Here is a 12415-nt window from a genome sequence, read left to right on the forward strand (position 1 = left end):
TTCGGCAGGCAGATCCTCAGTTCATCAACTGGAGTGTTGGGTATCAGACTCCTGACCACTACTTCACTTTATTACTTGTTCCATTCAACTCATTCAGCGCACGATTGGTAACCCGTACACGATATTTTCCGTCGGAGAGAAAGCCCTTCTGATAGTTCAGCCCCTCTTTCATCTCTTCGATAACCGGTCGGGCCATCTCATCGATCTCATCCAATGCAATGGCCGCGTGAAGCCGTTCCCACTGTGCTCCGTTTTTCATCTCATTGATGAGTACTGGCAGGGCCTTGTCGGGCATGTTCATGCGGCAGAGTGCACGTGCTGCCGCGGTGCGTACCGCGGATGATTCATCATCAAGCAGTTCGGTGATCGGCTTTGCTGCACTTTTCTTTGCGTCCTCGCCGATATTGCCGATGCCGGTTGCGCCCCAGTAGCGGATGGCGCTGTCTTTATCCTGCAAGGCGGCAACAAGTTGCGGCAGGGCCTCTGGCCCACCAGAGGCCGCCGCAGCGATGGCTCCTAGTTTCTCGAGATAGTCAACGGAATCCGCCTGCCTGAGAATCGCATATTCAGACCCGGCCTCTTTTACCTTTTCGTGAATGATCGGTTCCGGAATCAACCCGAGGTCGCGAGTCTCCTGCACCCACTTAAGGTGCGCTGTGCGTAAGCGTTCAAGGGTTTTTCGGTGTGCTGGGAGTGCGGCTAGATTGTTCAGGTTGTGAGGGTCGGCGACGTAGTCGTAGAGTTCCTCAACCGGCTTCGTCGGATTGAAATATCTCTCCGCTTCCGGCGGCAGTTTTCCGGCTTCATGAAGTGTGCGCAGCTCCTGCATGGTTGCGCCCCTCTCTGGTGAGTTCATATATTGGTAGTATGTTTTGAGCGGTTCATAGTTGCGTATGTAGAGGTACTGCTTGTCCCTGACCGATCGGATAATGTCGTAGCGCTCATCCATTCGGTCGCGGCAGCCGTAGGCATAGTCCCGTTGCTCCGGCAGCTTATCGCCGAGGAAGGGTACGCCCTGGACATAATCGGGAATATCCACTCCGATTAAATTGAGCATGGTCGGTCCGAAATCGATGGAGTTCACCAGCCGGTCTGTAACAGATCCCGGCACGCCCTGTCCCTCAGCGCGGTACTTTTCCGGTATGCGGATAACCAGTGGAATGTGAGTGCCGGAGTTGTATAACCAGCGCTTGGAGCGAGGGAGGCCAACGCCATGATCGGACCAGAACACGATGATGGTATCTTCATATAAGCCGTCATTCTTGAGCTGCTGGATTAGGTTTCCTGCCCATTCATCCATCGCGGTAATCAGCTCGTAGTTGCGCTTCCAGTCTTCACGCACGGTGGGTGTATCGGGGAAGTAGGGAGGCGGCTCCAGTTTCTTCGGGTCCTGGCGCTTTTCGATGCTGATATTTTTGGTTACGCTGATGTATTTAAGTTCATTTGCGATACCGGACTCATGGCATCCAGTGTAGTTGAAGATGGCAAAGAAAGGCTGGCTTTTATCCGCGCGTTTACGCCAGTGGGCCTGGCCGCCGGATTCATCCCAGGTCCCCTTGGGCTTTTCGAACTGGTAGTGCTCCTTGCCGTTGTTTACGCAGTAATACCCCGCTTTGCGCATAGCGTAGGGAAAGGGTTTGATGGAGTCCGGCGGCGTTGCCTCGCAGAACATGTGCTGGGTTCCGAGGCTGGTCTGGTACATGCCGCTTATAATACCGCTGCGGCAGGGGGCGCAGACTCCCGCTGTTGTGAAAGCGCGCGTGTAGAGCACACCCTCATCGGCAAGCTTGTCAATGTTCGGTGTGATGGCATGCCGATCACCGTAGCAGCCAAAATGGGCACTGATGTCCTCCGCCGAGAGCCACAGGATATTCGGCCTCTTCTGCGCGGCGCAGACGCTTGCGACAACCAAAACCAACGATATGAAGATATAACGATGACAACGTTTCATAAATAAACTTCCTTTTTACACAATGAAGGATTTCTCCTTAATTATTCAGAACCCAAAAGGAGTCGGTCCCGTATGCAATACTCTTCTCCATTACTTCATAACGGGACTCTGACCTTACTTCCTTAAGGCTGCACGCTGTAGATCAGCTCCATCCACTTGGCCCGTTCCCAATAGTTCGGCGGTGGCAATTCCAGCGAATAGCGATATGCGCGGTCACGAAGCTCATTGACCTGCGGGCGGTGCTTATCGGCAACATTGTTCCGCTCGCCGGGATCCTTGTTCATGGAATAAAGCTCAAAAACCGCCGGGCCGCCCATGGGCATATCGCGATAGTGATGCGGCTCGATATCGCTCGTAAAGCGCAAGGCCCAGTCGTCGGTCACCACCAACCAGGCACCGGGATCCTTGCTGGTCATCAGCGGCAGGAATTGGCGGTTGTGCACGGTTTCGGCCTCGAAGCCCCAGAAGCGGGAGTGCAGACCGAACCAGATCAGCTGATCGTGCGGCCCCTTCTTTGCACCCTCGATCAACGGCAGCAGGGACCGGCCGTCGAGCCCATCGGGAACAGCCACTCCGGCAGCATCCAGCGCGGTCGGCATCAGGTCGAGCAGCGAGGCCAGTTCGTCGGTTTGACGGCCGGCCTTTATGCGGGCGGGCCAGTGAACCACCATCGGGACGCGGATGCCGCCTAAGGTGTACTGCCCTTTCTGACCGCGGTGCGGCGCGTTACCCGGCAGCGTGTTGTCACGCGAAACCGATCCCCCGTTGTCCGATGTGAAAACAATGACCGTGTTGTCGAGCTGGCCCTTCGCCTCCAGTTTTTCGACGATGCGGCGGATCCCTTCATCAACCGCATAAAGATGGCCGTAGAAATTTTTGAGCAGTTCCGGCGCATCGGCAAACGGTTCCATGTATCGGGCGGGCGGGTTCGGGAACAGCGGCCCGTGCACCGCATGCACATGCAGGTTCACAAAGAACGGCTTGCCCTGTTCCGTGGCCGTATCGATAAAGTCGAGCGTCTTCTGCGTGAAGGTTTCGGTATTATAGCCCTTCTGCTGCCCGGCCGGTGTGAATCCGTCCCACACATTCCATGCGTCATAAAAAACCGACTGGTGGTAATTGTAGCCATAATAATAGTCGAACCCGTTGTTCAGCGGGTGCAGGTCGGCTGGCACCGACCCGAAATATCCAACCTCATCGAGCATTTGCCGCTCTGTCTTTTCGGTCTGTTGCTTATACGCTTGGCGGGTGCGGTCGCCCAGCTCTTCGTCCAGCTTACCGAGATGCCATTTGCCGATGTGCGCCGTGGCATAGCCCGCCTTTTTGAGGTGCGGCATCAGAATCTTTTCCGGGGGCAACGCACGGGGCGCATCCGTAATATCCTTGTTGCGGTAAATGCCGAAACGGTTCGGGTGCATCCCGCTCGCCATGCCAACGCGCGACGGATTGCATAAGGCACTCGCCGCAAACGCTCGGCTGAACACCAGTCCCTCATCCGCCAGGCGCGATATCGTCGGCATCGCCTTGCGCGCCGCCTCCAGCGCCTCCGCGCCGGAATAGGCATCGCCTTGATTCAGCCGCTTCACATAACTCACAAACTTCGGATCAAAATCGGATTCCGCCAGCTCTTCAACCATCGGCGCAAACTGTCCAACGCCCATGTCGTCCGTCATAATGATGATAAAATTGGGTTTTTCCGCCGCCTGAATACATCCTGCAATCAACAGCCCGCCTACAATCCATTTTGTTTTTGTCATTTTTTTTAACCTTCGTTTCACGCTTTCGCCAAAACAGCCCACAGGGGACGACCATCCCTTTTCTCACTTGAATATCAAAATAGTAAAAACCCACGCCCGGCGTCTATCCGTCAAATAACCGAGACCGCGACCCTCAAGACGGGCAAGCATCACTTTCGCACATCCTCCAACCGCGTACCGATGCGAACATCGTCCACCTCCAGCATGGATCCACCGCGCCCGGAAGCCGCGAACTGAAGGCGGTCAAAGGTAAACTCACCCTTAAACGCCACGACCGGCTCAGCGAGCTCGCGTTCCGGGTTAAGGTACACCTTGAGTGTATCGTTGCCGGTGGTGCCGAGATCGAATTCAAACAGGACCTTGACCGTTTTCCCATCATTGTCGGCCAATCGCGTTTTCGGATTCCGCCGAACCGTATCGGTATGATCCAGGAAAATGCCGTCATTGCGAATTTCCAGCGACAGGGGCTGTGCCGCTTTACTGGAAACCCAACCGTTCTGACGCAGCCAGTTAACCTCCCCCACGCACTCGGATTCCGAGCCTTGGAATTTCAGATCCATAGAGGCAAAGAGTTGCCCGCGCGAGTGTGGAACGAGGAAATAACGGGTGCGCGACGCAGCTTCCGTTGCCCCGGAACGTAGGGTCAGCACATCGTTTTCGACCGAGACATTTCCTTGCGTATCCAACTTCGGGAGAAATGCATCCAGTTCACCAACGGCCGGTTTTCCAAAATGCTCAAATGCCGGGAGTCCAAAGTGCTGGGCGGTCTGAACGCGCACCTCTTTTGTGCCCGTCTTCGTGGTGTAGTCTTGATAGGTGTAGAACGCGGCATCCTGTTTGGATACATACTCCGCCAGGAAATCGCACTGCTCCGGCGTAAAATCCTCCGACATGTTCGCCATGTGGGCATAAACCGGAACCGTGTCCCAACAGAAGGGTACATTGTGTTTTTGAGCGCCAAGGCCCGCAAACGGCAAGGCAAGGGTAAGTGCAACAAACTGGTTCATCATGCAACAGCTCCCATTATTTTGTTTCCCTGAATCCTGTAACATCATCGAGAATAATTCGTTCGCGGGCATCGGGCTCCCGAACGCTCAATTCCATATTCTTCAACTGCACATTCTCAGCGTGGCGGATGTACGCCCCCCAGGCCGGAAGAATGCCGAAGAACCGTTGCTCGGGATAACGGGTTTCATCCTCAGGCACCACCTGTTTTGCATAGGCTTCCGTTCCGCCGCCAGGATACGAAACCTTAAAATTCTCCAACACCACATTCTTTACATTATGCCCGGGAATGCCGCTGATCATGATGGGGCCGGCTTCGGCAACATTTCGATCCGTTATTTTCCCCTTATGCGGGTTGATTTTCACATGGGCCACAATATCGCTGATGTGTATGCCGTCCACGGTACCGACTGCGGCGCCTTCGGTTGCTTCTGGATTCAGCAGGGCGGTGCCGGTGTAGGTGTTTTCCCCGTACACCCTCCCCCGGTTGCCCAGGCGGACGAAAAGCGGCGACCCGACATTATCCATCACAATGCGCGATATCTTCACATTTTCCATGTGCCCGCCATCCACGATCTGCAGCTTAATGCCGCCCATCGGGCAATCATAAAAATAGCAGTTGGACACATCGATATTGATGAAGCCGCCGCTCGATGACGTTCCACATTTAAACGCCGCCGTATGGCTGCTCACGGTACAGTCGCGCACCACAATGTTTCGGCATGGATTTTTCGTGCTCTTCAAACAAATCGAGTCATCCCCCGCTTTGATATCGCAGTTTTCGATCAATACGTTTTCGCACCCGTCGATATCGAATCCATCATTGTTCGAGTGATTGTCCTGCATCCGTATCGTCACACCCGTGATGTGCACATCCTTACAGTCCACCAGATGAATCCCCCAAAAGGCCGGATTTTTGTAGGTCAGCCCGGCAAACGTCACATTGCTGCAGTTTTCGAAACGAATGAGCCGCGGGCGATTATCCTTGCCGCCCGGCCCGGCCTTTTTCGGAAAGAATTCCGGCTTTCCGCGCCCGTCGATTACCCCTAGCCCCTCCAGGCGGATATTGGCCGCGTCCTCCGCATAGAGAAAGCACTCGGAATTTCCCTCGCGAGACGGCCGCAGCTTATCGATGGGATAATCGGAATGCTTCTGGCTTCCTAGAATGTACGCGCCATAGTCCAGCGACAGCGTCACATTGCTTTTCAGATGCAGCGTGCCGGAAACATATTCCCCAGCCGGCACCCGGACCGTTCCGCCGCCTGCCTGCGTGCAGGCATCTATCGCCGCCTGAAGCGCTATTGTATTCAACGTTTCGCCATCACCGACGGCGCCGAAGGTTATTACATTAAAAATCTTCGAATCTGCCCGAAGAGTTTCGGCGTTGATTAACGCCCCGGATTGCTCAGGACCGGAGGTGCACCCCCCAACGAAAACAAGCATCGTTGCCGTGAATAAAAATGGTTTAGTGTATTTCATAAATGCCTCTATTATTTTCTATAATCTCTCTGCCGGCGGACATGGAAACGATCGGCGTTATTGCATGGTTGAACAGTACCGAAGGAAGCACACGAACCACATCCTCCATATTGATGATATTTGTGCGAAAAACGCCTCCAACCCAGCAACTTCATTCCATTGCTTTAAGAAGGACAACCCAATCCTGCCCTGTTGTATTTGGGGGAACTCCAAGAGATATCTTTTCAGCACCGCCGTTTACGATGGATAGAGAACCAGCAGTCAAATTTCCACCGGTGCGCGGATTAAACCACTGAACGGAGAACGACCGTCCATTTGCTCCCGACAGATCCACAACGGCCTCACCACCGTTTTTCAGATAGAGCAGGTAGGTCTTCCCTTCATTGGCCAAGGCCCAGTTATCTTCTCCGGCCACCAAGGCATCATTGGATTTCATGTCGGCTATTTCTTTTGCCAGGTTTTCGTTCATAAAACGGGCCGCATGCCCCATCGGAGCCCAGCAGTCCTCGTAGGTCGCATAGTCAATGTGCTTCACATCATCACGACCGGCATAAAACTCCATATGCCCACCGGCCATCAGAGCACCCCACACCGCCTCTTTCCGAATCAACTCCGCCAGATTTACAGGGCGCTTGCCCCACCAGGGCTCATTCAGGGCAACCACCCATTTGTGACCGCTTTGCGCACTCTCGCCGAGCCACCTCAGAACCTCATTATGGTTACTCAACATCCCTTTGCGCGGTTTTAATATGGTCTGCAGACTGGCGCCGGTGTAGTCCGCATAACCCAGCAACTGCGGGAAGATGTCATCAAAAACACCACCCGGGCCATTATGCACGGAAATGTTATCGGTGTAACACATCAGCTCCCGAATACGGGATGCGAACAACTTGCGCTGCTCATGGGTATTGGCCTCTTCAAATCCTTCGCCGGGCGCCTGGTTTTCCTCGCCGACATTCCAGGTGATGGCCATGTGATGGCCAAAGCGCGCAACCAGCTCGCGGTAGAGAATTTTCCGGGCATTGGAAAAGGTTCCCTGTCCGTCGCGCGCTTCCAGATAGTTGGTGTTTTCGGATTCCGAAAGCTGGAAGTGAACCATTAAACCCATGCGGTCGAAATGGGTAAAGAGCACCTCCCACTGGGCCAGCTTGGAGACGTCATAGACATCAATATTATCCACTCCCGTCCAGGGCCAAGCCTCTTTACCGTCGCCATAGGCATTCATGCACAGGAAATAATGTCCATTCACCCCAAGGCCGGCGAGATAATTGATCAACCCGACAATACCCTTGCCTTTACCGCCGCCCCAGGTTGGATCACCAACATTCCAGTCCTTAATATGCGGCGTATATAGGTCGTTTTCATGACCGGGTGTTCCATCGAATTCCCCATATTCCAACAACACCTCGGGGCTGTTGGCACCGCATTTGATGAAATTATCGCCATCCGCAAAACGCAGATAATGCTCGCCGACATATTCCAGTTTGCCCTTGGCCCGGAAATCTTTACCGGATTTATCCTGCGGGCCGATTTTAAAAGTTCCACTTTCACCATCCGGGGCCGTCCCGCCGGTTCCGCCGGAAAGTTCAGCCGCCACATTTTCCCCGGTCACAAAGCGGGCTTTATAGCTCCATTCACCTTCTTCACCTCCGGCAAAACGCGCTTTCCATTTGTTTCCAGAGGAGGCAGAGGTGTTGGCCGGATCGCCGTCGGCATCGAAGAAACCGGGAACGCTGAATTCCTTTCCACTGGGTGAAGTGAACGTTACATCCAGTCGGCAGTTCCTGAAAGTAGCCGGTGATTCTTCAACCTGCAGTCCATCGAACACCACTTCGATGCGGTGCCATTTTTTAAAACTGCCGTCCGCATTCTTTTCCCCTTCCACGATGGAAGCAGATGATGATGCCGCCCAAAGCAGGCACGCCGCACCAACCCTCTTAATTAGAACAGCAACCATGAAACGTCTCCCGGTTATTGAATCGCACCACGCGTCTGCTCAACCATCTGAATCGTTCCGTCTTCATTAAAGAACACCTTGTCGAAGCATAGGGAGCGATTGGTGCTCTTACCCTTGGAAAGATCACCGTTGTGGTAAAACACATACCACTGGCCCTTATATTCAACGATAGATCCATGCATGGTTAATACGTTTGTTGCTTCCAGAAAAAGTCCTTTGGGTTCCCATGGACCTAACGGGCTGTCACTCATCGAATACTGCATCTGGTTACGGGGTTTGGAATGATCCGGATAGATCATGTAATATTTATCTTTACGCTTGAAAACAAACGGCCCTTCACGGTGTTCGTCGACCCCCTGCTGATGAACCATCTCCCCGTCAATCTCCATCATATTGTCTTTTAGCTTTGCAGCATAACACTTGGCCTTCACCACGGCGTAAAGATAGACCTGCCCGTCGTCATCCTTGAATACACACGGGTCGCAAAACGTTCTCCCGCCTTTAATCTTTCCCAGGAGCTTAAATCCGGATGCTGGATCTTGGCTTGTCGCGACACCGAGTTCCCAGACCATGCCGGCATCCCGGTGCGGGAAAACAAAATAATAGGTTCCGTCTTTATACACACAATCCGGCGCCCACATGTTTCCGCCCTTGGGAGTTCCCCATTCGACATCGCGTGAATGCAGAATCTCCCCATGGTCGATCCAGTTGACCATGTCATCCGTCGAAAAGACATGATACCCATCCATCGACCGATAGCCTTTGCCTTTGATATCGGTTGAGGGGTAGACATACAAGCGGCCGTCTTCCCAGGCATGGGCCGAGGGATCGGCGGTAAACATGTGGGTAATGAACGGATTAGGAGCCCGCTCCGTCGCACGCGCCCCGACGATGGTTACCGATAAAATTACCATTAACAACTGCTGTCTGTATTTCATAACTACGCCTAGTTTCTGAATTAATTCCCGCATCTTTATAAACACTCCACCATGATTCCTCTCAGATAAAAAATACGCCGCTTCGGAAGAAAACGGCGCATCACGATATATCGCTTCGATATCAAAGCATCAGTCTACGGCGTATAAAGAGGATCCCCCCGCCAAACGCGACAACCAAACCAAGCGTCGCCGGTTCCGGAACGGCGACTACATCGAACTCTTTATAGATAGACGCTTCATAGCCTCCCCTGTCAGTCCAATTGACAGGTTCAGTCACCCACAGGAGTTCCCTGTAAGTGCCCAAGGCCGCGCCGCCATCATCATAGATGCTGGTTACCCCCCAAGTATCACCGCTAAGCCCCGTTGCGCCTGTAGTATCCACACTGGCAATCATGACCCAGGTTGCGCCATCGGTTTCATCAAACGAAGCCGTGTCCGCCACACTTCCATAAAGCGTAAACGTCTGCATGCAACGCACACCATTATCAGAAAAAGCATAGGTGTTTACCTTGCCAATCCCCTGGGCACTGCCTAGATCTATTTTATAGCGAAAGATGCCATCACCAATTTTGTCATTAGGGGCATTGTTGTCAAAGCCACTACCAAGCAAACCATCGGTTGCAAGAGTTGCGGTAAAGTTTCCACCCGTCCAATTTCGTTCGACCGCAAGGCCGGTTGCCAGATCCATACTCGACACATTATCCAGCGTCGAAAACGTTTCGGCCGAACTGAATTCATTGGTAACGACTAAACCAGCCTGTGACGCCCCCGCCACCATAAAACCAATGCCTAATGCAGTTATTATCTTTTTCATTTTCTTTCCTTTAGCTTTGTTCGGGGATACATGCGCCTTCCCGAAAGATCCTCACGCTTAAAACAGTTATCGATCAGGGGCCTTAAAGCCCTCCCGGCCAGACCGGGAGAGCCGTTGAAACTTAATCCTGCAGATATGAGCGGAAGAACAGTTGCGGTTCATCATCTGGAATAGCGTTCGTAATAATCAGATCCCCGCCCGTTCCATCGAGGTTTTCTACGATATTGGTCCAGGTTCCGGATACGAGATTGTCCGTAGCCTCAATACCATATTTATACCCCGCTGCGGTTTCCCAGCTCATGACCATATTTGTTCCATACAGGATCGCTATGGAAACATCACCCGGGACTGGATCCACCAGCTCTGAGGTCATCTCCAGCGCAATGGCCGTTATGGAGACGTTACCATAGGTGTGGCCTTGCTGCGTTGTCTCAACGAGGACATCCAACACATCCCCCGTCTCAATCGTGAAATCAACCGTGTATACGGCATAGTATGCACCACCGTTAACTGCGCCCTCGGTATGCGCTGCACTGGCACTGGCAGCACCAATGGACGCTGTAAGCTGCCCGGTGGCTCTCCACCGCGAACAATAGACGTCCATCGAATAATCCCCGGCAGCCAGATTGGTTACGGCAAAGGATAATTCGCCGGAGGCCCCTTGCCCTTCCCAGCTGCCCTGCACATCATTCGTGCTCACGACTGTGGCACCATTCGTCCAGCTGCATAGATAGGGATTGGCCCCATAAGCGCCCGTTCTTTCACCGATTACAGTCACAGCGCCAATATAGTCCGAGCCAGCCATTTCATCCCGAACCGAAATATCTCCACCCCGACCCAGCATCACCCAGTCCGTGGGTCCGTTGGTCGACAGGTTGACCGGGTTAACCTCCTCTGGTGCGGTTCCGAGTTCCTGAATGGTCACCGAAAGACTCGGGGACATTACGGTAATGGTTACCGTAGCCGGAGCACTGTCGAGATCCCCATCGTTAACGGTGTAGGTAAAACTGTCCTGTCCGGAGAAATCGGCATCAGGGTGGTAGGTCAGGTTCGGAAGCGCGCCATTCGTCGTAAGCGTTCCATTGGCGGGTTGCGTCACCACCGTATAGGTCAGGTTACTCCCCTCCGGATCCGATCCTGACAGTGTAAGATCAGCATCCGTATTCTGTGCTGTCGTCACATCAACCGGATCAGCCGTGGGCAGATAATTCGTTATGGTAATCGTGACCGGCACCTTCACTTCGGTTACCTCGGTTGATCCCTGTTCATTCCACGCAATCACGGCGGTACAGGCAACGATCTCTCCGTTGATCACCGTTCCGGCATCAACCGCAATGTTGATGGGGGTCATTGCAGGGAACGGGTTGGTCAGCACCAGCGGCTGCGTTTCCACCACACTGAATGCACCCGCATGGGTTACATTCGAGAAAGACACATTGACCTCAACATTGGTGCCAGACAAGTATGCAACATCGACCGAGCTTGTAACCACCAGCGTGCCCGGCGCAGTCTCAAACGCAATTGCACCCGGGTCAACATAGAACGCGGTCTGCTGAATATACAGACCAACCGCTTCAGATTCAGACAAGGCATGGTCGTAGAACTGGATCGTGTCGCATATGAGGTCTGACTGCTTAACTTCTTCCTCCCCTTCAACGGCACCGAAAAGCATCAGGTTGCCTGGTGCCGGCCTAATGACCATATTGGTTCCCGTTGCCCTCAGTGATCCATCAATATATAGATTCAGGTTCGAGGACGTGCCGTCATAGGTATAGGTCAAGTGGTGCCAAACTCCATCCGTCAGATCCGTGTAGGGTGCAGGATCCCGCACGGAGGCACCGGTGCTACCCCATGCATCCACCCGGACACCTTCAGGGGCTGTTAAAAAATTATGTGCCCGAAGTTCGAAACCGACTTTGAGCGCATCGTCTTGTTTCCAGGCTTCGAATCCCTTGGCAATGATCGAACCGTACCCGTTCCAGGTATTCGTGGGATTCTTCACCCATATGGAATAACTGTAATTCGTAGCCGAATCGAATGTATTGGTGTATGCGACATCATTAGTGGAGCTGTTGGCAATCATCATATAGTTCGAGACCGATGAAAGATCCAACGCATATCCAGTGCCCGAAGGGGTATTTGTTGTGAACACAGCGGTTCCAGCCACTGGACTTGCCGACGATCCCGAAACATAAGATCCATCGTGCAGCCCGGTGCTCGCTCCGCTGTTTGCCAAGGTCTGGTCATCGAAGTTCCATTCGGCCACCAACCCTGCCTGTGAAGCGCCAACGATTGCAAAGCTGGCCAAAAAGGCCGCAACTACCCTTTTCTTCCTGTTCATCTTTATCTCCTTTATTAACAAACCTCTGCCACCAATCATGCAGCCCGTTTCTCTCATCGAACCTGCACTCGCACACCGGACATCCGCATATCGGAATCCCTTATGCACGAATATATAATGCCCCGAAACGACAGGCTGCATATTCTAATATTTTAGGATAACAATCACTTTTC

Annotated in this window: 8 protein-coding genes; all 8 read right to left on the reverse strand. The window is 53.2% G+C overall.

Annotation, left to right across the window (positions count from 1 at the left end; genetic code table 11):
• Nucleotides 1-58 precede the first annotated feature (58 nt).
• The 8 genes from E9954_RS07735 to E9954_RS07770 all read right to left on the reverse strand — a co-directional run bounded on the left by E9954_RS07735 (nucleotide 59) and on the right by E9954_RS07770 (nucleotide 12242).
• Nucleotides 59-1951: a sulfatase-like hydrolase/transferase gene (locus E9954_RS07735; RefSeq protein ID WP_136078630.1), complete on the reverse strand. Its 1893-nt coding sequence runs from the start codon at nucleotides 1949-1951 to the stop codon at nucleotides 59-61.
• Between the two features lie 122 nt (nucleotides 1952-2073).
• The gene (locus tag E9954_RS07740; RefSeq protein ID WP_136078631.1) at nucleotides 2074-3708 is read right to left on the reverse strand and encodes a sulfatase family protein; all 1635 of its coding nucleotides are present in this window, start codon (nucleotides 3706-3708) and stop codon (nucleotides 2074-2076) included.
• 149 nt (nucleotides 3709-3857) lie between these two features.
• The gene (locus E9954_RS07745) at nucleotides 3858-4718 is read right to left on the reverse strand and encodes a hypothetical protein (RefSeq protein WP_136078632.1); all 861 of its coding nucleotides are present in this window, start codon (nucleotides 4716-4718) and stop codon (nucleotides 3858-3860) included.
• 13 nt (nucleotides 4719-4731) lie between these two features.
• Entirely contained in the window at nucleotides 4732-6192 is a 1461-nt protein-coding gene (locus E9954_RS07750; protein ID WP_136078633.1) for a glycoside hydrolase family 28 protein, read from the reverse strand.
• A gap of 151 nt (nucleotides 6193-6343) precedes the next feature.
• Nucleotides 6344-8149 (reverse strand): DUF5060 domain-containing protein, encoded by a 1806-nt coding sequence (locus E9954_RS07755; protein ID WP_136078634.1) that lies wholly within the window; start codon nucleotides 8147-8149, stop codon nucleotides 6344-6346.
• 14 nt (nucleotides 8150-8163) lie between these two features.
• Nucleotides 8164-9087 carry a family 43 glycosylhydrolase gene (locus E9954_RS07760; RefSeq protein WP_136078635.1) on the reverse strand — a complete coding sequence of 308 codons (924 nt, stop codon included), beginning with the start codon at nucleotides 9085-9087 and terminating at the stop codon, nucleotides 8164-8166.
• 121 nt (nucleotides 9088-9208) lie between these two features.
• Entirely contained in the window at nucleotides 9209-9901 is a 693-nt protein-coding gene (locus E9954_RS07765; RefSeq protein ID WP_136078636.1) for a PEP-CTERM sorting domain-containing protein, read from the reverse strand.
• Between the two features lie 121 nt (nucleotides 9902-10022).
• Nucleotides 10023-12242: an Ig-like domain-containing protein gene (locus tag E9954_RS07770; protein ID WP_168442067.1), complete on the reverse strand. Its 2220-nt coding sequence runs from the start codon at nucleotides 12240-12242 to the stop codon at nucleotides 10023-10025.
• Nucleotides 12243-12415: the final 173 nt, after the last annotated feature.

Source organism: Pontiella desulfatans (assembly GCF_900890425.1).
GTDB lineage: Bacteria > Verrucomicrobiota > Kiritimatiellia > Kiritimatiellales > Pontiellaceae > Pontiella > Pontiella desulfatans.

What these genes read in the sequence shown, in the direction of transcription:
- E9954_RS07735 (WP_136078630.1), bottom strand. Translation starts at nt 1,951, where the DNA reads ATGAAACGTTGTCATCGTTATATCTTCATATCGTTGGTTTTGGTTGTC.
- E9954_RS07770 (WP_168442067.1), bottom strand. Translation starts at nt 12,242, where the DNA reads ATGAACAGGAAGAAAAGGGTAGTTGCGGCCTTTTTGGCCAGCTTTGCA.
- E9954_RS07755 (WP_136078634.1), bottom strand. Translation starts at nt 8,149, where the DNA reads ATGGTTGCTGTTCTAATTAAGAGGGTTGGTGCGGCGTGCCTGCTTTGG.
- E9954_RS07750 (WP_136078633.1), bottom strand. Translation starts at nt 6,192, where the DNA reads ATGAAATACACTAAACCATTTTTATTCACGGCAACGATGCTTGTTTTC.
- E9954_RS07760 (WP_136078635.1), bottom strand. Translation starts at nt 9,087, where the DNA reads ATGAAATACAGACAGCAGTTGTTAATGGTAATTTTATCGGTAACCATC.
- E9954_RS07740 (WP_136078631.1), bottom strand. Translation starts at nt 3,708, where the DNA reads ATGACAAAAACAAAATGGATTGTAGGCGGGCTGTTGATTGCAGGATGT.
- E9954_RS07765 (WP_136078636.1), bottom strand. Translation starts at nt 9,901, where the DNA reads ATGAAAAAGATAATAACTGCATTAGGCATTGGTTTTATGGTGGCGGGG.
- E9954_RS07745 (WP_136078632.1), bottom strand. Translation starts at nt 4,718, where the DNA reads ATGATGAACCAGTTTGTTGCACTTACCCTTGCCTTGCCGTTTGCGGGC.